The organism is Moritella sp. Urea-trap-13 (genome assembly GCF_002836355.1).
In the GTDB taxonomy this organism is placed as follows: Bacteria; Pseudomonadota; Gammaproteobacteria; order Enterobacterales; family Moritellaceae; genus Moritella.
Genome location: NZ_PJCA01000002.1, coordinates 17,376 through 39,276 on the forward strand (window position 1 = coordinate 17,376; position 21,901 = coordinate 39,276).

General features: G+C 42.7%; 26 protein-coding genes. 24 read left to right on the forward strand and 2 right to left on the reverse strand.

Annotation, left to right across the window (positions count from 1 at the left end; translation table 11 throughout):
* Positions 1 to 113: 113 nt before the first annotated feature.
* Both metL and metF read left to right on the forward strand, forming a co-directional pair.
* On the forward strand, positions 114 to 2,537 hold the full coding sequence (metL, locus tag CXF93_RS02320; protein ID WP_101060748.1) for a bifunctional aspartate kinase/homoserine dehydrogenase II: 2,424 nt from the start codon (positions 114 to 116) through the stop codon (positions 2,535 to 2,537).
* A gap of 143 nt (positions 2,538 to 2,680) precedes the next feature.
* On the forward strand, positions 2,681 to 3,568 hold the full coding sequence (metF, locus tag CXF93_RS02325; protein ID WP_101060750.1) for a methylenetetrahydrofolate reductase: 888 nt from the start codon (positions 2,681 to 2,683) through the stop codon (positions 3,566 to 3,568).
* A gap of 118 nt (positions 3,569 to 3,686) precedes the next feature.
* Here metF and ppc read toward each other — a convergent pair whose 3' ends face one another.
* Both ppc and argE read right to left on the reverse strand, forming a co-directional pair.
* A complete protein-coding gene (gene ppc, locus CXF93_RS02330) occupies positions 3,687 to 6,317 on the reverse strand; it encodes a phosphoenolpyruvate carboxylase (RefSeq protein ID WP_101060751.1) in 2,631 nt (876 codons plus the stop codon).
* A 157-nt stretch (positions 6,318 to 6,474) separates the two neighbouring features.
* Positions 6,475 to 7,623 (reverse strand): acetylornithine deacetylase, encoded by a 1,149-nt coding sequence (gene argE / locus CXF93_RS02335; RefSeq protein ID WP_101060753.1) that lies wholly within the window; start codon positions 7,621 to 7,623, stop codon positions 6,475 to 6,477.
* A 242-nt stretch (positions 7,624 to 7,865) separates the two neighbouring features.
* On the opposite strand from argE, the gene argC reads away from it, so the two are divergent.
* The 22 genes from argC (at position 7,866) to rplF (ending at position 21,897) form a co-directional block, all read left to right on the forward strand.
* Positions 7,866 to 8,876, forward strand: a complete 1,011-nt coding sequence (argC, locus tag CXF93_RS02340) for an N-acetyl-gamma-glutamyl-phosphate reductase (protein WP_101060755.1) — start codon at positions 7,866 to 7,868, stop codon at positions 8,874 to 8,876.
* A gap of 11 nt (positions 8,877 to 8,887) precedes the next feature.
* A complete protein-coding gene (gene argB / locus CXF93_RS02345; protein ID WP_101060757.1) occupies positions 8,888 to 9,664 on the forward strand; it encodes an acetylglutamate kinase in 777 nt (258 codons plus the stop codon).
* A gap of 26 nt (positions 9,665 to 9,690) precedes the next feature.
* Entirely contained in the window at positions 9,691 to 10,596 is a 906-nt protein-coding gene (locus tag CXF93_RS02350; protein WP_101060759.1) for an ornithine carbamoyltransferase, read from the forward strand.
* Positions 10,597 to 10,615: 19 nt separating this feature from the next.
* Positions 10,616 to 11,824 (forward strand): argininosuccinate synthase, encoded by a 1,209-nt coding sequence (locus tag CXF93_RS02355; RefSeq protein ID WP_101060760.1) that lies wholly within the window; start codon positions 10,616 to 10,618, stop codon positions 11,822 to 11,824.
* Between the two features lie 69 nt (positions 11,825 to 11,893).
* The gene (gene argH, locus CXF93_RS02360; RefSeq protein ID WP_101060762.1) at positions 11,894 to 13,783 is read left to right on the forward strand and encodes an argininosuccinate lyase; all 1,890 of its coding nucleotides are present in this window, start codon (positions 11,894 to 11,896) and stop codon (positions 13,781 to 13,783) included.
* Between the two features lie 438 nt (positions 13,784 to 14,221).
* Positions 14,222 to 14,533 (forward strand): 30S ribosomal protein S10, encoded by a 312-nt coding sequence (rpsJ, locus tag CXF93_RS02365; RefSeq protein WP_017223583.1) that lies wholly within the window; start codon positions 14,222 to 14,224, stop codon positions 14,531 to 14,533.
* A gap of 35 nt (positions 14,534 to 14,568) precedes the next feature.
* Entirely contained in the window at positions 14,569 to 15,207 is a 639-nt protein-coding gene (gene rplC / locus CXF93_RS02370) for a 50S ribosomal protein L3 (RefSeq protein ID WP_196805533.1), read from the forward strand.
* A gap of 16 nt (positions 15,208 to 15,223) precedes the next feature.
* A complete protein-coding gene (gene rplD, locus CXF93_RS02375; protein ID WP_101060765.1) occupies positions 15,224 to 15,829 on the forward strand; it encodes a 50S ribosomal protein L4 in 606 nt (201 codons plus the stop codon).
* Positions 15,826 to 16,125, forward strand: a complete 300-nt coding sequence (gene rplW, locus CXF93_RS02380) for a 50S ribosomal protein L23 (protein ID WP_017223586.1) — start codon at positions 15,826 to 15,828, stop codon at positions 16,123 to 16,125. Before rplD ends, rplW begins: the two co-directional genes overlap by 4 nt.
* A gap of 18 nt (positions 16,126 to 16,143) precedes the next feature.
* Positions 16,144 to 16,971 (forward strand): 50S ribosomal protein L2, encoded by an 828-nt coding sequence (gene rplB, locus CXF93_RS02385; RefSeq protein WP_101060766.1) that lies wholly within the window; start codon positions 16,144 to 16,146, stop codon positions 16,969 to 16,971.
* A gap of 18 nt (positions 16,972 to 16,989) precedes the next feature.
* Positions 16,990 to 17,268, forward strand: a complete 279-nt coding sequence (rpsS, locus tag CXF93_RS02390; RefSeq protein WP_017223588.1) for a 30S ribosomal protein S19 — start codon at positions 16,990 to 16,992, stop codon at positions 17,266 to 17,268.
* Positions 17,269 to 17,278: 10 nt separating this feature from the next.
* On the forward strand, positions 17,279 to 17,611 hold the full coding sequence (gene rplV / locus CXF93_RS02395) for a 50S ribosomal protein L22 (protein WP_017223589.1): 333 nt from the start codon (positions 17,279 to 17,281) through the stop codon (positions 17,609 to 17,611).
* A gap of 17 nt (positions 17,612 to 17,628) precedes the next feature.
* A complete protein-coding gene (gene rpsC / locus CXF93_RS02400; RefSeq protein ID WP_101060768.1) occupies positions 17,629 to 18,333 on the forward strand; it encodes a 30S ribosomal protein S3 in 705 nt (234 codons plus the stop codon).
* 11 nt (positions 18,334 to 18,344) lie between these two features.
* Positions 18,345 to 18,755 (forward strand): 50S ribosomal protein L16, encoded by a 411-nt coding sequence (rplP, locus tag CXF93_RS02405; RefSeq protein WP_017223591.1) that lies wholly within the window; start codon positions 18,345 to 18,347, stop codon positions 18,753 to 18,755.
* Positions 18,755 to 18,946, forward strand: coding sequence for a 50S ribosomal protein L29 (rpmC, locus tag CXF93_RS02410; RefSeq protein WP_017223592.1), 192 nt, complete (start codon positions 18,755 to 18,757; stop codon positions 18,944 to 18,946). The genes rplP and rpmC overlap by 1 nt, the downstream gene beginning before the upstream one ends.
* A gap of 1 nt (position 18,947) precedes the next feature.
* Positions 18,948 to 19,193: a 30S ribosomal protein S17 gene (gene rpsQ / locus CXF93_RS02415; RefSeq protein ID WP_017223593.1), complete on the forward strand. Its 246-nt coding sequence runs from the start codon at positions 18,948 to 18,950 to the stop codon at positions 19,191 to 19,193.
* Between the two features lie 184 nt (positions 19,194 to 19,377).
* Positions 19,378 to 19,746: a 50S ribosomal protein L14 gene (gene rplN / locus CXF93_RS02420; RefSeq protein WP_019442269.1), complete on the forward strand. Its 369-nt coding sequence runs from the start codon at positions 19,378 to 19,380 to the stop codon at positions 19,744 to 19,746.
* Between the two features lie 9 nt (positions 19,747 to 19,755).
* Positions 19,756 to 20,067, forward strand: a complete 312-nt coding sequence (gene rplX, locus CXF93_RS02425; protein WP_101060770.1) for a 50S ribosomal protein L24 — start codon at positions 19,756 to 19,758, stop codon at positions 20,065 to 20,067.
* Positions 20,068 to 20,079: 12 nt separating this feature from the next.
* Entirely contained in the window at positions 20,080 to 20,619 is a 540-nt protein-coding gene (gene rplE, locus CXF93_RS02430) for a 50S ribosomal protein L5 (RefSeq protein ID WP_101060772.1), read from the forward strand.
* A gap of 9 nt (positions 20,620 to 20,628) precedes the next feature.
* On the forward strand, positions 20,629 to 20,934 hold the full coding sequence (rpsN, locus tag CXF93_RS02435) for a 30S ribosomal protein S14 (protein ID WP_017223597.1): 306 nt from the start codon (positions 20,629 to 20,631) through the stop codon (positions 20,932 to 20,934).
* Between the two features lie 26 nt (positions 20,935 to 20,960).
* Positions 20,961 to 21,353 (forward strand): 30S ribosomal protein S8, encoded by a 393-nt coding sequence (gene rpsH, locus CXF93_RS02440; protein ID WP_101060774.1) that lies wholly within the window; start codon positions 20,961 to 20,963, stop codon positions 21,351 to 21,353.
* A gap of 10 nt (positions 21,354 to 21,363) precedes the next feature.
* Positions 21,364 to 21,897 carry a 50S ribosomal protein L6 gene (gene rplF / locus CXF93_RS02445; RefSeq protein WP_101060776.1) on the forward strand — a complete coding sequence of 178 codons (534 nt, stop codon included), beginning with the start codon at positions 21,364 to 21,366 and terminating at the stop codon, positions 21,895 to 21,897.
* Positions 21,898 to 21,901: the final 4 nt, after the last annotated feature.

A 21,901-nucleotide genomic window follows, 5' to 3' on the forward strand; every position in this document is an offset into this window, starting at 1 on the left:
TTGGCAATCAGTATGTAAAGAGCTCTAGACGTCTATTGACCTATTGTGACTTAATGGTGTATGTTTTGAGGTACTGACAATACATTAATTCAATATTAAGTTCGGGAGAACGCATGGACGCAGTGAAGCGCAGTATTCATAAATTTGGTGGTAGTAGCTTAGCAGATGCTACTTGTTATCGTCGTGTATCAGCGATTATTAGTAAGCACACTCAAGCTCGAGATCTGATTGTTGTTTCTGCGGCAGGTAAAACCACCAACCAATTGTTAGAGTTATTACAATTAGCGGAAGATGGTGATCAAGCTGCGCCTGAGCGTCTTATTGCCACCTGTGAATATCAAGCCAAACTCATTGCTGAATTACTCGCAGATGAATTATGTACGCAACTCACCGCTGCACTGCAAGATGATATTCATACCATTGGCCATTTATTAGAAACCAACCTTGATGTTTACGCTAAAAACCAAATTCTTGCCCATGGCGAAGTGTGGTCTGCACGACTGCTCGCGGCATTGTTGAGTCAAAACCAATTGCCCGCAGATAATTTAGATTCACGGTTGTTTTTAACCACGGCATTAGCTGCGCAGCCTGTGGTCGATGAAACCGTGTCTCGCCAAAAATTAGCCGCATGTTTAACGACCTTAAACAATCGCGTCGTGGTTACTGGTTTTATTGCTGGAGATGCCCAGCAGCGCACCGTAACATTGGGGCGTAATGGTTCAGATTATTCAGCGACCTTATTAGGCGCATTAGTTGATGCAGACCAAACGACTATCTGGAGTGATGTGGCTGGGGTATTTAGCGCTGACCCACGTCGTGTCAAAGATGCCGAATTACAAACTAAATTGTCACTCGATGAGGCGGCAGAACTCGCGCGTTTAGGTTCACCGGTATTACATGCACGCACATTACAACCCGTTGTTGGCAGTAAACAGCATGTACAACTGCGTTGTAGTTATACCCCCAGTGAAGGGTCAACCCAGATCCATCGTCGTTTACCCAAAGGTAAGGGCGCTAAAATCGTCACTTCGGTTGATGATCTGCACTTGCTCGATATTGAATTCGGGCATCAGGCTGACTACCAACAACAATATGAGCAGTTAATTACCTTGCTAGCAAAACAGCAACTGTCGCCGATTTGTATTAAACGCCGTCCTACCGAACATGTAGTTAGATTAGGTTATACCGCTGAAATCGTGGCGTTTGCACTGGCAGCATTACAAGTATATCAGCAGCAACAACCGCAAGTCATGGCCATTAATCCGCTCAGTGGTTTTTGCATGGTAGCCTTAGTGGGCTCAGGTGTGACTGAAAATGCGCTACAGTCACATCAGTTTTATCAACTGATCTCAGAGCATAACCTGACTTTTGTGCAAACCGGTGATAATCATTTAAGTATCTGTGCAGTATTACAAAAGGTAGTGCTTGAACCGTTATTGAAAGAATTACACACGGTATTATTCAAACAACCGAAACGTGTTGGTGTGGTGTTGTTTGGTAAAGGTAATATTGGTGCGGGCTGGTTATCTTTGTTTGCTCAGCAACAGCATAAAATACCAGCGCAGCAAAATGTCGAGCTGTGCTTATGTGGCGTCTATGGCTCACGGGGCGGGGTATTAGATTTCAACGGTCTGGATGCAGCGACAGTGCTTGATGACTTCCAGCCGGAAACATTTGTGTGGGAACAGTTATTATCTAATTTGGCCTTGCACCCGTTTGACGAGTTAGTGATCATTGATATTACCGCCAGTGAAGCGATTAGTTATTATTATCCTGAATTTGCCCAACATGGTTTCCACCTTATTTCTGCCAATAAATTTGCCGGTGCTGCCAGCAGTGAATTTTATAATCGGGTGAAGCAAAGTTTTAGCGATAATGAAAGCTACTGGCTATATAACGCCACAGTTGGTGCAGGGTTACCTATCCAGTCATCGATGGATATGTTGCAACACAGCGGCGATCAAGTCACTGCTGTGAGCGGTATTTTCTCTGGCACTTTATCTTGGTTATTTCAACAATATGATGGTCAGGTTGCCTTTTCAGAATTAGTCGAACAAGCGTGGCAGCAAGGTTTAACAGAGCCAGACCCGCGTGAAGATTTATCTGGTAAAGATGTGCAGCGTAAATTGCTTATCCTCAGCCGTGAAGCCGGTTATGAAATGGAGTTAGCTGATATAAAATTGGAATCTTTGGTTTCAGAAGCGCTGATGGGTTTTAAAGCTGATGAATTTTTAGAACATTGCGAAGAGCTAAATGAAAAAATACTGCGGATGTTTAACAAAGCCAAAAAGCAGGGACTAGTATTACGTTACGTGGCGAGCTTTAGCAATAAAGAAGGTGCGCAGGTTGGTTTAGAGTTCTTAGAACCGACTCACCCGTTTGCCAATTTACTGCCGTGTGACAATATTTTTTCGATTAATAGTCATCGGTATCGTCATAACCCGTTAGTGATCCAAGGACCCGGTGCTGGTAAAGAAGTGACTGCTGGCGCTATTCAAGCCGATCTGTTCCAATTATGTCAGCTGTTTGCTCGCTAATCTGCATGTTTATTTCTACCAAGAACTAAGACGCACATAATTCATGTTTAAGATGAATTATGTGCGTTGACTTTATCCGTCAAACTTGTGATGATTGAGACGTAAAGAGGTATGGACGTCTAAACATCTTAAGGGATATAAGTATGAGTTTTCACAATGCACAAAATATTGAAGTATTAAATCAAAGCGTTTCTGAATTGGGGCGTGATATTAACGTTTCATTTGAATTTTTCCCGCCAAACTCACCTGCGATGACGTCTACCTTATGGGAATCAATTAACCGTCTAAAAACCTTAGAGCCTAAATTTGTGTCGGTAACCTATGGGGCCAATTCCGGTACCCGTGATCGCACGCATGATATTATCAAACAAATTAAACATGAAACCGGTTTGATTGCCGCGCCACACCTAACCTGCATCGATGCTAATCGCCAAGAGCTAAAGCAGATCGCCACAGACTACTGGGACAACGGTATTCGTAATATCGTCGCCTTACGTGGTGATTTACCGCCGGGCTTGAATCAACCTGACATGTATGCGGCTGACTTAGTGGCATTACTGAAAGAAGTGAATGACTTTGATATTTCTGTAGCAGCCTATCCAGAAGTACATCCGGAAGCTAAGAATGCCCAAGCTGATTTGCTGGCGCTAAAAGATAAAATTGATGCTGGCGCTGATCGCGCTATTTCGCAGTTCTTCTTTGATACCGAGAGTTTTTTACGGTTCCGTGACCGTTGTGCCGCGGTGGGCATAGATAAAGAGATCGTGCCGGGCATCTTACCCGTCTCTAATTATAAAACCTTATGTAAGTTCTCGAAATTGACCAATGTAAAAGTGCCAAATTGGATGCACAGTCAATTTGCAGGTTTAGACAATGACCAAGCGACACGTAATCTGGTCGGCGCAAGTATTGCCATTGATCAAGTAAAAGTATTATCACGAGAAGGAGTGAAGGACTTTCATTTTTATACCTTAAACCGTGCAGATTTAACCTATGCTATTTGCCATACTTTGGGTGTCCGTCCAAAATAGTAAGAGTGCTAATAGTGACTGAGTTGCTTACTTAATTACTTATGATCATGAGTCTATATCAGGAACAAAAATGCCGACAGGATGTCGGCATTTTATTAGCTGCTACTTGTGTTCGGACTTAACCGGTATTACGCATACCAGCCGCCACACCTGCGATACTCACCATTAAGGCTTGCTCGATATCAGGGTTCACTTCTTCGTTGCTACGCGCACGGCTTAATAGCTCTGCTTGGAGAATGTTCAGTGGATCTGTGTACGGATTACGTAATTCAATCGACGTTTTGCTCCAAGGCTGGCCATCAAGTAAATTAGCCTCCGGGGTTAAACCGACAATTAGCTCTGTTGCTAGGGCTAAACTTGCACGCAGTTCTTTACCTAGATGCCATAAATCTTCTGTTACCAAACACTGGTCATAATATTCTGCTAACCATGCATCAGCTTTCAAAAATACCATTTCGAACATTTCTAAACGGGTATTGAAAAACGGCCATTGCTGTTGCATTTCTTGCAGTGTTTCACGTTGACCTGAATCAAGCATGTTTTTAAATGCGGCAGTACAGCCTAACCAAGCTGGCAGCATTAGGCGGTTCTGCGTCCAAGCAAAGATCCAAGGGATTGCCCGTAAGCTTTCTACGCCACCGTTGGGTTTACGTTTTGCTGGGCGGCTGCCTAATGGCAGTTTACCTAATTCTAACTCAGGTGTCGCAGAGCGGAAGTAAGGCACGAACTTTTCATGACCTTGGATGTATGAGCGATATTCTGCACATGAATCCGCCGACATCTGATCCATGGCATCACGCCAAGCTTGTTTTGGTGCTGGCGGTGGCAGTAGGTTTGCTTCCAATATTGCACTGGTGTAAAGATTTAAGCTTTGTTCTGCTACGTCTGCAAGACCAAACTTAAAGCGGATCATTTCACCTTGCTCTGTTACCCGTAAACCACCTTTGAGTGAACCTGGAGGTTGAGATAATAAGGCTGCATGTGCAGGTGCACCACCACGACCGATACTACCACCACGACCATGGAATAAAGTCAGATTAATTTCTTCTTGCTCACAGATTGCGACTAAGGCTTCTTGTGAACGATACTGTGCCCAAGACGCAGCAATTACACCAGCATCTTTAGCGGAATCTGAATAACCGATCATAATGTGCTGATGGCCATTGATGTAGTTTTTATACCAATCAATTGCTAACAGACTCGCTGTTACTGTACCTGCGTTGTTCAAATCGTCTAAGGTTTCGAATAATGGCGCTACAGGTAAACGGAATGGACAGCCAGTTTCTTTTAATAGTAGTTGTACTGCTAATACATCAGAGGCTTTACGTGCCATTGAGATAATGTAAATACCAAGCGCTTCTGGATCTTGTTTAGCGACAGTGTAGCAAGTATCCAATACTTCTTTCACTTCCGCAGATGGTTGCCAGCATCGTGGGATCAACGGACGTTTGTTATTCAATTCTTGCAGTAAGAATGCTTGTTTGTCTTGCTCGCTCCATTGGCCATAATCACCTAAGCCAAGATAACGGGTTACTTCTGAAATCACGTCAGTATGACGATCACTGTCTTGGCGAATATCAAGTTTAACTAAGCTGACACCGAAACATTCAACCCGGCGAATGGTATCGAGTAACGCACCTTTGGCAATAACAGCCATGCCACACGAATTTAGCGAGTTGTAACACGCTAATAATGGTTTACGTAATTGCGCAGTTGTGGTGATGAGATCACGGCTTTCAGTTTGCTCACCTTTTAATTGCGCGGTTAAGTTTGCCAGTGTTTCAGTTAATTCACTGCGTAATGTTTTTAGTAACAATCGATACGGTTCATGACTCTCACCAACTAATGTACGCAATGTGTCATCGCAGTCATTCATGGATAATTCACTGGTGAGATGTGTGACATCTTTAAGGAATAAGTGGATCGCCATCCAACGACTAGTGAGTAATACTTCTTCGGTAACCGTTGATGTGACAAATGGGTTACCGTCGCGATCTCCACCCATCCAAGAGGTAAACTTAACCGGCGAAGCATCAATGGGTAATTGATAATCTAAACGGTCTTGTAAGCGTTTATCAAGGCTGCGTAAGAAATTTGGTACCGCATCCCATAATGAGTTTTCTACAACGGCAAAGCCCCATTTAGCTTCATCGACAGGCGTTGGGCGAACAGTTCTGATTTCATTGGTGTGCCAGGCTTGTGATACTAATTGTTCGATACGCGTCATGAATACATCGCGCTCTTTGCTGCTTAACTCAGTCAGTTCTAACTGGCTAAGGCATTTATTGATTGCGCCATGCTTGTGGATCAGGGTACGACGCGTGATCTCAGTTGGATGGGCTGTCAGTACTAAATCGATATTCAGTTTTTTAACCGCAGAGAGTACGTCTTCTTCACTGATTTCAGAGTTATTTAGTTTCGCAAACAGTTCATCGATAGAGTCTGGCACGCAAGCGTTATCTGCACAGTTACGTGATGTGGTGTGGAACTGCTCTGCAATATTCGCCAAGTTTAAGAATTGGCTAAATGCACGTGCAACTGGTAATAACTCATCATCAGAGAGGCCGCGCAGCACGGTAAGTAATTGTGCGCGGTCTTTATCATTTCCGGCACGTGATGATTTTGCTAGTTGACGAATGGTTTCAATCTTATCTAAGAACTCTTCTCCAAGATGATCCTTGATTGTATTCCCGAGTACTTGGCCTAATAAGCCAACATTACTTCGTAACGCTGCATATTTATCTGACATACATAATCCTTCAATTCAGTGTGTAATACGGCAACAACTATTATCGTTATGTATGTAAAATAACTATATTTAGAGACATTCGTCAACAAAATCGTGAAATTAATACGATTAATTGTGATATTGACGGTAATTTTACTACAAAACGATAATTCTTTAGTTAGTTTTTACATGTTTGTTCAATCAGTTTTTGGATAATAGCTTGGGTTGGTTTAATTTCAGCTAAATCTAAATATTCATCGGGTTGATGGGCTTGATTAATGCTACCCGGACCCATAACGATCGTGTCGCAGCCAAGTTGCTGAATAAAAGGCGCTTCGGTACAATAATTTACCGGTATGACGGTTTCACCAGTGAGTTTTTCAGCCAATTTTATTAACTTGGAATCAGCATCGCAGGCATAAGCAGGGATCGGTTCATGCAGGTGGTAAACATCAACAGCACCTGACCACTGCTGCATTATTGGCAGTAATGCTTGGTTGAGTAACATGAACAATTCATCTGGACTTACGCCCGGGATAGGGCGCATATCGATGTGTAATTCACAGCTGCCACAGATACGGTTAGGACTATCACCGCCATGCACATGGCCAAAGTTGAGTGTTGGTTGCGGGATAACAAAGTGATCGCAAGCGTATTGCTCTTTCAATTTACGTTGTAGCTGTAATAGCTGCCCGGTTACTTGGTGCATGATCTCAATGGCATTAATACCATTAGCAGGATCTGAAGAATGGCCGCTGCGCCCGGTAATACGGATGGCTTCGGACATGTGACCTTTATGCATAAATACTGGCACCATGCTCGTTGGCTCACCAATCACAGCATAATCTGGACGAAAGCTTTGTGCTGCTGCAATTGCTCTGGCGCCAGCCATGGTAGTTTCTTCATCGGCCGTGGCAAGAATTCGTAACGGTTTATCTAACTTTGTTAAATCAATGTTTTTACATGCTTCTATTACAAAGGCGAAAAAGCCCTTCATGTCAATCGTGCCAAGGCCGTACCATTTATCGTCTTTTTCAGTTAATTGAAACGGATCCTTGGTCCATAAACCGTTATCAAACGGGACGGTATCAGTGTGCCCAGCTAATAATAAACCACCATCACCTTGGCCATACGTTGCGACTAGATTAAATTTACCATTTGTTTCAGGTACGCTAGTGATATTGATGCTAAAACCAAGTTCGCTGAACCAACTGGCGAGTAAGTCAATAACATCTTTGTTACTGATATCTAACTCTTTTTCCAATGAGCTAATGGAAGGTATTAGGATAAGTGATTTATAAAGTTCAGTGAATTTTGGTAGTTGCATATTACGTTCCTGTAATGATTGATTGTTTTTTTATGCATAAAAGTTGCATAAAAATGTAATCTGTTTTATTCTCTAATCATCCTTACTTTACAACGTATGGGTTAGATAATGAATCGTTTTTCATCGTTTCGACGAGACAGTATTTAAAATGCATTGATGTCGCTTAATTTGATTAGGCGAGTGCAATCGAAAAGGGCTAAGTTGCCCATCGTTTTACAATTTAGCAAACACGGAAGTCAAACATGTTAAAAACAATTTTAGTCGGTGCAACCGGATATACCGGTGCTGAGCTAGCCCATTACATCACTAAACATCCAGAACTCGAGCTTGCTGGTCTGTATGTTTCCGAACATAGCTTAGATGCAGATAAATCGTTTTCTTCATTATACGGTCATTTATTAGGTGTTGTTGACCAAACGATTGAACCATTGGCGGTTAGCAATATTCCCCATATTTGTGCTGACGTTGATATCGTGCTGTTAGCGACTGCACATGAAGTGAGTCATGATATTGCCGCTGAATTTCTAGCTCAGGGGGCGGTGGTATTTGATTTATCCGGTGCATTTAGAGTGAACGACGCGACTTTTTATGAAAAACATTACGGCTTTAAACATAACTTCGATAAAGAATTAAACAGTGCAGTTTATGGTTTAGCGGAATGGGCAAGTGCGGATATTGCTGAAGCAAATTTGATTGCAGTACCAGGGTGCTATCCAACCGCGTCGTTATCTGCGTTAAAACCGTTAGCAAAACATGGTCTTATTGCTGCAGATCAAAAACCAATTATTAATGCTGTCAGTGGCGTGAGTGGAGCAGGGCGTAAAGCGGCATTAGGTTCGGCATTTTGTGAAGTGAGCCATGCCCCTTATGGTGTGTTCAATCACCGTCATCAACCTGAAATCAGTACGCATTTAGGTCATGAGGTTATTTTCACTCCGCACTTAGGCTGTTTTAAACGTGGCATATTAGCCACCATTAACGTCAAACTTGTTGCTGGTGTAACACCGGAGCAAGTGACCGCGGCTTACCAAGATGCCTATCAAGAACAACCTATGGTGCGGTTATTACCAAGTGGCTGGCCAAGTATTAAAGCGGTTGAGAAAACCGCGTATTGTGATTTAGCTTGGCAGCAACAAGGACAAGATCTGATTGTGGTTTCTGCCATTGATAACTTACTAAAAGGTGCTGCTGCACAAGCTATGCAGTGTATCAATATCCGTTTTGGTTTTGCCATGACAACGTCGTTAGTATAAGGAAGAGAACAATGACAACTCCTTTAGTATTAAAGCTTGGCGGCGCATTACTTGAAAATGAAACGGCACTTGAGCAACTGTTTAGCGCATTAACTGAATTTCAAGCAACCGCGTCACGCTCGCTCATCTTGGTGCATGGCGGTGGCTGCTTTGTAGATGAGTTATTAGCAAAGATGAATATTGTTAGTGATAAGAAAAACGGTTTACGTGTTACCCCTAAAAGCGATATCGGTTATATCACTGGCGCATTAGCGGGCACGGCGAATAAAGTATTAATGGCGCAGGGTATTAAGCTTGGTGTCAAAGTAGTTGGTTTGAGTCTTGCTGACGGATGTATATCTACCGTAACGCAATCAACTGCAGGACTTGGTGCCGTGGGTGAATGTGAAGCGGGTGACCCAACATTGTTAACAGCATTACTCAGTGGTGGTTTTTTACCGATTATTAGTTCTATTGGTATTGATGCACAGGGTCAGTTATTAAATGTTAATGCAGACCAAGCGGCAACTGCTATTTGCGAAACCCTTGATGCAGATTTGGTGATGTTATCTGATGTGGAAGGTATTTTAGATGCCGACATGCAGTTAATTCCTGAGATGAACAGTCGTTATGCCGATGAATTGATTAGCGCTGGGGTGATTAATGGTGGCATGGAAGTAAAAGTGAAAGCGGCATTAAAAGCGGCTGCATCGTTAAATCGTGATGTTAAATTAGCGAGTTGGAAGGTGCCGGAGCGATTAGTTGCCTTATTAAATGGTGAAGTAGAGGGAACGAAAGTTTCTAGCTAATATTGATCAGATAACGGAGTTCGATCATGGAAAATTTATTATCAGTTAAAGATTTAAGCAAACAACAGATCCTTGACTTATTAGCACTGGCTAAAAAAATGAAAGCCAACCCGGCTGAATACTCACAAGCATTAGCGGGTAAAAGCATAGTTACCATTTATGAGAAACAATCACTACGAACACGCGTTACATTTGATATCGGTATTCATAAGTTAGGCGGTCATGCGGTTTATCTTGATTCACAAAACGGTGCCATTGGTGAGCGTGAGACGGTAAAAGATTTCGCGGCAAATATTTCTCGCTGGGCTGATGCGATCGTTGCTCGCGTCATGAGCCATAAAACATTAGAAGGCTTAGTGGAGCATGGTAGTGTGCCAGTGGTCAATTCACTTTGCGATTTATACCACCCTTGTCAGGCATTAGCTGATTTCTTAACAATTTCAGAACATTATGAAGATGTTTCTAAAGTAAAATTAGCGTATGTTGGTGAAGGCAATAACGTGACGCATTCGTTAATGCTAACTGGCGCTATCTTAGGTGCTGAAGTGACTGCAGTATGTCCGCGAGGCAGTAGTCCTGACGCACAAATTGTTAAGCAAGCTATGGCGTTAGCTGAAATTAGTGGTGGTAAAATAAATGTAACAGATAACCTGGATGACATAGTTGATTATGATGTTATTTATGGTGATACTTGGGTTTCAATGGGTGACGACACATCCTTGGCACAAGTAAAAGAAAAGTACATGCCGTATCAGATTAACCAAGAGTTGTTGATACGCACAGGAATCAAACATGTATTGCATTGTCAGCCGGCTCATCGTGAGTTAGAGATCACATCAGAAGTGATGGATGGAGAACACTCGCTGATCTTTGATCAAGCCGAAAATAGAATGCACGCCCAAAATGCAGTTTTACTGACATTGCTGAAGTAACATATTAAGGAAAATGAAAATGACACAAACAGTTAAGAAAGTAGTAGTAGCGTATTCTGGTGGTTTAGATACTTCAGTGATCTTACCTTGGTTACAAGAGAATTATGACAATTGTGAAATTGTTGCGTTTGTTGCCGATGTAGGTCAAGGCGCAGAAGAACTTGAAGGCATTGAAGCGAAAGCCTTGGCTTCGGGTGCGTCTGAGTGCTACGTTGTTGATCTAAAAGATGAACTAGTAGAAGACTATATTTATCCAACGCTTAAAACCGGTGCTGTTTACGAAGGTACATACCTTTTAGGTACATCAATGGCGCGTCCGATTATTGCTAAAGCGCAAGTTGAAGTTGCCCGTAAAGTTGGCGCTGATGCACTTTGCCATGGTTGTACAGGTAAAGGTAATGATCAGATCCGTTTTGAATCATGCTTTGCAGCACTAGCCCCAGAGTTAACGGTTATTGCCCCTTGGCGTATTTGGGACTTAACCAGCCGTGAATCACTACTTGAATACTTAGCTGAACGTGACATTCCAACTGCTGCATCAGCAGAAAAAATTTATAGCCGTGATGCCAATGCATGGCATATTTCTCATGAAGGTGGTGAACTCGAAGACCCATGGAACCAACCAAGCAAGCAAGTTTGGACCATGACGGTTGATCCGATTGATGCACCCAATGAACCTGAATTTTTGACTATATCGGTTGTTAAAGGTGAAATTACTGCGGTTAACGGTGAAGTTATGTCACCTTATAATACGCTTATGTATCTTAATGAAAAAGCCGCTGCACATGGTGTTGGCCGTGTTGATATTGTTGAGAATCGTTTGGTTGGTATGAAATCACGTGGTTGTTATGAAACGCCAGGTGGTACGGTAATGGTTGAAGCATTACGTGGTATCGAAGAATTAGTATTAGATAAAACCACGCGTAAGTGGAAACAGACGGTTGCCGCTGAATTCTCGCACCTAGTTTATGATGGCCGTTGGTTCACGCCATTGTGCGCATCTTTACTGGCTGCTGCTGGCACGTTAGCAGAAGAAATGAACGGTGAAGTCATCGTGAAGATGTATAAGGGCTCAGTGCAAGCAATACAGAAAAAATCACCAAACAGCCTTTATAGTGAAGAGTTTGCTACGTTTGGTGATGACAATGTTTATGACCAAAGCCATGCGGAAGGTTTCATCCGCTTATATTCGTTGTCTAGCCGTATTAAAGCTTTAGCAACTAAGTAACGCTATTTGAGGGTGTGGAAACGCCCTCTACCTCGAATATACATATATAGAAAGAATAAGGATGTAACCATGGCACTATGGGGCGGTAGATTCAGTCAAGCAGCTGATGCAAGATTTAAAACGTTTAATGATTCACTGCGGTTTGACTATCGTTTAGCTGAACAAGACATTACAGGTTCAGTGGCATGGTCAAAAGCCTTAGTTAGCGTGGGCATCTTAACGCAAAATGAGCAAGTCACCATTGAAGCAGCATTAAATGATCTTAAACTTGCGGTATTAGAAAACCCAGAACAGATTTTACAAAGTGATGCTGAAGACATTCACAGCTGGGTTGAAACGCAGCTTATTGCTAAAGTCGGTGATTTAGGTAAAAAGCTACATACTGGTCGCAGCCGTAATGACCAAGTAGCCACTGATCTGAAGCTATGGTGTAAACAGCAAGGCGAACAACTGCTAATGCAACTGGATAAAACCCAGCAGCAATTAGTTACCTTAGCACGTGAACATCAACACACTGTATTACCGGGTTATACCCACCTACAACGTGCTCAACCTGTGACATTTTCACATTGGTGTTTAGCTTATGTTGAAATGTTAGAGCGTGACTTTAGCCGTTTAACAGATTGCTTAAAGCGTCTTGATACTTGTCCGTTAGGTTCAGGTGCGCTAGCTGGCACGGCTTATCCAATGGATAGAACTGAGCTAGCCCACACACTTGGTTTTGCTAGTGCGACACTCAACAGCCTAGATTCGGTATCCGATCGTGATTATGTAATGGAATTGATGAGCACGGCAAGTATGTCGATGATCCATTTATCACGTTTAGCAGAAGATTTAATTTTCTATAATTCGGGTGAATCTAACTTCATTGAGTTGGCTGATGCTGTGACCTCTGGTTCATCATTAATGCCACAAAAGAAAAACCCCGATGCGCTGGAGCTTATCCGTGGTAAAACCGGTCGGGTATTTGGTTCACTAAGTGCCATGTTAATGACCTTGAAAGCGCTGCCGCTGGCATACAATAAAGATATGCAAGAAGATAAAGAAGGCTTGTTTGATGCGCTTGATACTTGGAGTGATTGCCTACAGATGGCGGCGATGTCGCTGGTCGGTATGAAAATCAATGAAGAAAGAACCAAGGAAGCCGCTTTAGGTGGGTATTCTAATGCGACAGAACTGGCTGACTATCTTGTTGCTAAAGGTGTCCCATTCCGTGATTCACACCATATTGTTGGTGAAGCCGTTGTTGCTGCAATCGGTAAGGGTGTGCCGTTAGAAGCACTTACCTTAGCTGAATTTAAAGAGTTTGATGCACTTATTGAAGATGATGTTTATCATCACTTGTCACTTGATGAAACATTAGCAAAACGTAAAGCGCAGGGTGGGGTATCACCAGTACAAGTTGAATTCGCTTTAACTAATGCTGAAAAACGCTTAGAAGAACGTGATACTTCGGGTATTAGCATTCGTGCTGCTCGTTTGACAGATCTAGATGATATCGAACGTATGGTAAATTACTGGGCTAATATTGGTGAGAACTTACCGCGCACCCGTTCTGAACTAGTCAAAGCAGTGGGCACCTTTGCTGTCACAGAGAAATATCATCAAGTAACTGGCTGTGCGTCTATCTATGTTTATGATACTGGACTGGCCGAGATCCGTTCTTTGGGTATTGAACCTGGTTATCAAGGTGGGGGTCAGGGTAAAGCTGTTGTTGAATACATGTTACGTAAAGCTGAGCAAATGGCGATCCAAAAAGTGTTCGTCTTAACACGCGTGCCTGAATTCTTCATGAAACTTGGTTTTAGCTCAACAAGTAAATCAATGCTGCCAGAAAAAGTATTGAAAGATTGCGATATGTGTCCGCGCCAACATGCGTGTGATGAGGTTGCATTAGAGTTTAAGTTAAATGTGGTTAGCCAAGCGGTAAGTTTAAAAGTGGAAACGCTCGTGTCTTAATAGTGGTTTGAATCATTTAAAGCACCCTAATATGGGTGCTTTATTCGTTTTAAATAATGTCAATAAAGTAGCTTGAACTTAATCTTTAGTATCTATATAATGTTCCGACAGATTACGGTAACGGTTAACTGTGCTGAACATCATTAAGATGATTCGACACATTATGACTCAATGAAATCGATGTGATGATTAAATTCTTTATGTTGATCTTTTTCTTGCTAATGGCAAGAGGTCATGTATAATACGTTCCACTTGCTTAGGCAAGAAGCTGAATCATTATATTATTGTTTTAACCTTGAGTTGAAATATTAATGGTCAGTCATCAAGATTCCCGATAGGGGAGTCAACAAGTTAAAGATATCGTGTTCACGATCTATTTTATATAGATGTGGATGTCGAATTTTTTTGTGTGTTTAACTTTATTGGAGCTCTGGTCTAATGCAGAACCAAAGAATCCGTATCCGCTTAAAAGCGTTCGATCATCGTCTTATCGATCAGTCTACAGCGGAAATCGTTGAAACTGCAAAACGCACTGGCGCACAAGTACGTGGACCTATTCCACTACCTACGCGCAAAGAGCGTTTCACAGTGCTTACTTCTCCGCACGTTAACAAAGATGCGCGTGACCAGTACGAAATCCGTACTCACAAGCGCCTGGTTGACATCGTTGAGCCAACAGAAAAAACCGTTGACGCTCTAATGCGTTTAGATCTAGCTGCTGGTGTTGATGTTCAAATCAGCCTTGGCTAGTCAGTTCTAAAACAACGATTTATATTGAGGTTATTATAATGATTGGTCTAATCGGACGTAAAGTTGGTATGACACGTATCTTCACTGAAGATGGCGTTTCTATCCCAGTATCCGTTATTGAATGTGAGCCTAACCGCGTTACTCAAGTTAAAACACTTGAAACTGACGGTTACCGCGCACTTCAAGTGACCACTGGCACGAAAAAAGCTAGCAGAGTAAACAAGCCAGAAGCGGGTCATTTCGCTAAAGCTAAAGTTGAAGCTGGTCGTGGCCTTTGGGAATTCCGTCTGGAAACAGGCGAAGGCGAAGCTGTTGAAGTTGGCGCTGAGCTAAACGTTAACATCTTTGCTGAAACAGCTAAAGTAGACGTTACTGGTACATCTAAAGGTAAAGGTTTCGCGGGCGTTATTAAACGTTGGAACTTTGCTATGCAAGATGCTACTCACGGTAACTCTCTTGCTCACCGTGCACCGGGTTCAATTGGCCAATGCCAAACTCCAGGTCGTGTGTTTAAAGGCAAAAAAATGGCAGGTCACATGGGAGCAGAACGTGTAACGATTATGTCTCTTGATGTGGTACGTGTTGATAGTGAACGCAACCTAGTACTTGTTAAAGGTGCTATTCCAGGTGCGATCAACGGCAACGTAATTATCAAACCAGCTGTTAAAGCTTAATCCGAGGATATTAGTAATGGAATTGATATTGAAAGACGCACAAGGTGCTCTTGAAGTTTCAGAAACTACCTTCGGACGTGAGTTTAATGAAGCTCTGGTTCACCAGGTAGTTACAGCGTATGCTGCTGGCGCGCGTCAAGGTACTCGTGCACAGAAAAACCGTTCTGACGTTGCAGGTGGTGGTAAAAAACCATGGCGTCAAAAAGGTACTGGTCGTGCTCGTGCAGGTACTGCAAGCAGCCCGATCTGGCGTAAAGGTGGTGTTACTTTTGCTGCGCGTCCACAGGACCACAGCCAAAAAGTTAACACTAAGATGTACCGTGGTGCGATTAAAAGCATCCTTTCTGAATTGGTACGTCAAGAGCGTCTTATTGTAGTTGAACAGTTCGCTGTTGAAACTCCTAAGACTAAAGAATTAGTTGCTAAACTGAAAGACTTCGATCTGAACGACGTTCTAATCGTAGGTACTGAAGTTGATGAGAACTTATTCTTAGCTGCTCGTAACCTTTACAAAGTTGATGTTCGTGACGTTGCTGGTATTGATCCAGTTAGCCTAATCGCGTTCAACAAAGTTGTTATGACTGCAGCAGCAGTTAAGCAGATTGAGGAGAACTTAAAATGATCAGTGAAGAACGTTTATTGAAAGTTATCCTGGCGCCGCATATCTCTGAAAAGAGCACTATGTCTGCTGAAAACAACAACACAATCGTTTTCAAAGTTGCACTAGATGCGACTAAAGCTGAAGTTAAAGCAGCTGTTGCAAAACTTTTTGAAGTTGAAGTTAAAAATGTAAGCACTTTGGTACTGAAGGGTAAAACTAAGCGCACTGGCGCTCGTTTTGGCCGTCGTTCAGACATCAAAAAAGCTTACGTTACTCTAGCTGACGGCGCTGACATCGATTTCGGCAGTGCTGAATAATCAAGGGGATTCTGAATAATGGCTATTGTTAAGTGTAAGCCTACTTCTCCAGGTCGTCGCCACCTTGTTAAGGTAGTGAACCCGGATTTGCATAAAGGCAAACCACATGCTCCACTTTTAGAGAAAAAATCTAAATCTGGTGGCCGTAATAATAACGGTCGTATCACTGTTCGTCATCACGGCGGCGGTCATAAGCAACATTACCGTATCATTGACTTAAAACGTAATGATAAAGATGGTATCCCTGCAAAAGTTGAACGTTTGGAATATGATCCAAACCGTTCTGCTAACATTGCACTTGCACTTTACGCAGATGGTGAACGTCGTTACGTTCTAGCTGCTAAAGGTATGCAAGCTGGTGATATTATCGTTTCTGGTGTTGATGCGGCTATTAAAGCTGGTAACACATTACCAATGCGTAACATCCCAGTAGGTACAACTGTACACGCTGTGGAAATGAAGCCAGGTAAAGGTGCTCAAATTGCACGTTCTGCTGGTACATACGTACAAATCATTGCTCGTGATAACTCATACGTTACTCTACGTCTTCGCTCTGGCGAAATGCGTAAAGTATTAGTAGATTGTCGTGCAACGATTGGTGAAGTTGGTAACGCTGAACACATGCTTCGCCAACTTGGTAAAGCAGGTGCTAGCCGCTGGCGCGGTGTTCGCCCAACAGTACGTGGTGTTGTAATGAACCCGGTTGATCACCCGCACGGTGGTGGTGAAGGTCGTACTTCTGGTGGCCGTCATCCGGTTTCACCTTGGGGTATGCCAACTAAGGGTTACAAAACTCGTAAGAACAAGCGTACTGATAAACTTATCGTACGTCGTCGCAACAAGTAATTTTATAGAGGTATCACCATGCCACGTTCTCTCAAGAAGGGTCCTTTCATAGACCTACACTTGCTGAAGAAGGTAGAGAAAGCGGTGGAAAGCGGGGAAAAAAAACCAGTTAAGACTTGGTCCCGTCGTTCTATGATCATTCCAAGTATGATTGGTCTGACCATCGCTGTCCATAATGGTCGTCAACATGTACCAGTTTTCGTTACAGACGAAATGATTGGTCATAAGTTAGGCGAATTCGCACCGACTCGTACTTATCGCGGCCATGCTGCAGATAAGAAAGCTAAAAAGCGTTAGGAGAAATTAGATGGAAGCATTAGCTAAACACCGTTTCGCCTCAGGCTCTCCACAGAAAGCACGTTTGGTCATTGACCTTATTCGTGGTTTACCAGTGGATAAGGCTCTTGAAGTTTTAACTTTCAGCACTAAAAAAGCTGCTGTACAAGTTAAAAAAGTTCTTGAGTCAGCTATCGCAAACGCTGAACACAACGAAGGTGCGGATATTGATGAGTTAGTAGTAACTACAGCGTTTGTTGACGCTGGACCTACTATGAAGCGTATCATGCCACGTGCTAAAGGTCGTGCAGATCGCATCTTGAAGCGTACTAGCCACATCACAATTGTTGTAGCAACGCGCTAAGAGACTAGGAGAAAACAATGGGTCAGAAAGTTCATCCAAATGGTATTCGCCTAGGTATCACCAAGCAGTTTAACTCTACTTGGTTTGCGAACACTAAAGACTTCGCCGACAATTTGTACGGTGATTTCGAAGTACGTCAGTTTTTAACTAAAAAACTGAAAAATGCATCTGTTTCACGTATCGTTATCGAACGTCCAGCGAAAAGCATCCGTGTGACTATTCACACTGCTCGTCCTGGTGTTGTTATCGGTAAGAAAGGCGAAGACGTAGAAAAACTACGTAATGCTATCGCTAAGATGACTGGTACTTCTGCACAAATCAATATCGCAGAAATCCGTAAGCCTGAACTAGATGCTAAATTAGTAGCTGAAGGTATCGCTTCTCAACTTGAACGTCGTGTTATGTTCCGTCGCGCTATGAAGCGTGCAGTACAAAATGCAATGCGTTTAGGTGCTAAGGGTATTAAAGTTCAAGTTAGTGGACGTTTAGGCGGAGCTGAAATCGCTCGTGCTGAATGGTATCGTGAAGGCCGTGTGCCTCTACATACTCTTCGTGCAGATATCGATTATTCAACTGCAGAAGCTCTTACAACTTATGGCATCATCGGTGTGAAAGTTTGGATCTTTAAAGGTGAAGTACTAGGTAAATTACCTCTAGTACAAGAGCAAGAAGCACCTTCTAAGCCAAAACGTCGCAGTCGTAGCCCTAAAGCTGCTAAATAGGAGACTCTGTTATGTTGCAACCAAAACGCATGAAGTTCCGCAAAATGCACAAAGGCCGTAACCGCGGTCTTGCAAAAGGCGGAAACGTAACTTTCGGCGAATTCGGTCTTAAAGCTACTGGTCGTGGTCGACTTACTGCTCGTCAAATCGAAGCAGCACGTCGTGCAATGACTCGTCACGTTAAGCGTCAAGGTCAAATCTGGATCCGTGTGTTCCCAGACAAGCCGATTACACAAAAGCCGCTTGAAGTACGTCAAGGTAAAGGTAAAGGTAGCGTTGAGTATTGGGTTTGCCAAGTACAACCAGGCAAAATCCTTTATGAAATGGCTGGAGTTCCTGAAGAATTGGCACGTGAAGCATTCAGCCTAGCTGACTCGAAGCTGCCAATTTCTACAACTTTCGTAACTAAGACGGTAATGTAATGAACGCTAGCGAACTGAAACAAAAAAATGTTGAAGAGCTAAATGAAGAGTTACTTAACCTATTACGTGAGCAATTTAACTTACGTATGCAGTTAAGTACTGGACAACTAGCACAAACGCATTTAATTAAAAATGTACGTCGCGATATCGCGCGTGTTAAGACCATCCTGAACGAAAAGGCGGGTGTATAATATGAGCACTATTCGTACTGTACAGGGTCGTGTTGTTAGCAACAAAGGTGATAAAACTATCGTTGTTGCAGTAGAACGTAAAGTGAAACATCCGTTATACGGTAAGTTCATCAAGCGTACTACTAAACTACACGCACATGATGAGAATAACGAATGTCAACTAAATGATGTTGTAACTATTCGTGAAACTCGTCCAGTGTCTAAGCTTAAAACTTGGGCATTAGTAGAAGTATTAGTAAAAGCTTAATTTTAAGTTTATACTGATATAGTTATCTACTTGTTATAACGGCTCCTTTTAGGGGTCGTTTGTTTTTTAGTCTATTTCCGTTGCATTTTTCAAAGCCGTGGTGTTATAATGCGCCACCTCTTGAGAGAGAGCGGACTCATTTAATTCATGTTGGATTAAATGAAATTATTGCGGAGCACTAATAATGATCCAAATGCAGTCTACGTTGGACGTAGCCGATAACTCAGGCGCACGTCGCGTTCAGTGTATCAAGGTCCTAGGTGGTTCGCACCGCCGCTATGCGCGTGTTGGTGACATCATCAAAGTTACTGTTAAGGAAGCAATTCCTCGCGGTAAAGTAAAAAAAGGTGATGTTCTAAACGCAGTGGTTGTGCGTACTAGGTCAGCAATCCGTCGTACAGACGGTGCAGCTATCCGTTTCGACCGTAACGCAGCAGTTATGCTTAATGCTAACGGCGCGCCGATCGGTACTCGTATCTTTGGCCCAGTTACACGTGAACTTCGTACTGATCAGTTCATGAAAATTGTATCTCTGGCACCAGAAGTACTATAAGGAACGAAAATGGCAGCTAAAATTTTAAAAAATGATGAAGTTATCGTTGTTGCAGGTAAAGATGCTGGTAAACAAGGCAAAGTTACTGAAGTAAGAGCAGACGGTAAAATATTCGTTGAAGGCGTTAATCTTATCAAGAAACACCAAAAGCCAAACCCACAATTGGGCGTAGCTGGCGGTATTGTTGAGAAAGAAGCAGCTTTAGACGCATCAAACGTGGCACTATTCAACCCTGCAACAAGCAAGGCTGATCGTGTCGGTTTCCGATTTGAAGACGGCAAAAAAGTTCGTTTCTTCAAGTCTAATAATGAACTTGTTTAATTGGAGTTAACTGTGGCGAAACTGCATGAATACTACAAAGAAACGGTAGCGTCTGAACTTAAAACTAAGTTCGGCTATAAATCTATCATGCAAGTCCCTCGGATTGAAAAGATCACCCTTAATATGGGTGTGGGCGAAGCAATCAATGACAAAAAAGTATTAGAAAATGCTGCTGCTGATATGGCTGCAATTTCTGGTCAAAAACCATTGATTACTAAAGCTCGTAAATCCGTTGCTGGCTTTAAAATCCGTGAAGGATATCCTATTGGTTGTAAAGTTACTCTACGTGGTGAGCGTATGTGGGAATTCCTTGAGCGCCTAATCGGCATCTCAATTCCACGTATTCGCGATTTCCGTGGCCTGAACCCTAAATCGTTCGATGGTCGTGGTAACTACAGTATGGGTGTTCGCGAGCAAATCATCTTCCCAGAAATCGATTACGATAAAATCGATAAAATTCGTGGTATGGACATTACTATTACTACGACTGCAAATTCTGATGAAGAAGGTCATGCTCTGCTGACTGCCTTTAATTTCCCATTCCGTAAGTAAGGTAGGGTCATGGCTAAGCAATCAATGAAAGCGCGCGACGTAAAACGCGCGAAGCTAGTAAATAAATTCGCTGAGAAACGTGCTGAATTAAAAGCAATTATCTCTGGCGTGAATACTTCAGACGAAGATCGTTGGAATGCAGTTCTTAAATTGCAATCGTTACCTCGTGATTCTAGTGAGAGTCGTCAGCGTAATCGCTGTAACATCACTGGCCGCCCTCATGGCTACCTACGTAAATTCGGTTTAAGCCGTATTAAACTACGTGAGCACATGATGCGTGGTGAAGTTCCAGGTCTTAAAAAGGCTAGTTGGTAAATCACTAATTTCGGGAGTATACGATAATGAGCATGCAAGATCCTATTGCGGATATGCTAACACGCATCCGTAACGGTCAGTCAGCCTCTAAGGTTGCAGTTAAAATGCCTTGTTCTAAGCAAAAAGTTGCACTAGCAGCTGTGCTTAAAGAAGAAGGTTACATTAATGGTTACGCTGTTTCAGGTGAAGTGAAAGCTGAACTTGAAGTGACTTTGAAGTATTTCGAAGGCAAAAACGTAATTGAAAAAATTGAGCGCGTTAGTCGCCCAGGTTTACGCATCTACAAAGGAAGTAATGATCTTCCTAAAGTGATGGGTGGCTTAGGTGTTGCTATCGTTTCTACTTCTAAAGGCATGATGTCTGACCGTGCAGCTCGCAAAGCTGGTATCGGCGGCGAGATCATTTGCTACGTTTCTTAAGGGGTTAAATATGTCTCGTGTTGCTAAAGCACCAGTTGCCATCCCTGCAGGCGTAGAGATCTCTCTAAATGGTCAGGAAATCACTGTTAAAGGCCCTAAGGGTTCTTTAACTTCTGTTGCTAACGTTGGCGTTGTTGTTTCAATCGCTGATGAAAAAGTTTCTTTTGGTCCTTCTGAAGGCGTAAAAGATGCTTGGGCACAAGCTGGTACAGCTCGTGCTAACGTTAACAACATGGTTAAAGGTGTAGTTGAAGGTTTTACTAAAATTCTTCAACTAAATGGTGTTGGTTACCGTGCAAATGTTAAAGGTTCTGATGTGAACCTAACATTAGGTTTCTCACACCCTGTAGTTTATAACCTTCCAGAAGGTATTACTGCAGTTTGCCCAAGCCAAACTGAAATTGTTATTACTGGCGCTGACAAACAATCTGTTGGTCAAGTTGCAGCTGATATCAGAGCCTTCCGTCCGCCTGAACCTTATAAAGGTAAAGGTGTTCGTTATTCTGATGAAGTTGTGCGTCGTAAAGAAGCCAAGAAAAAGTAGGGTA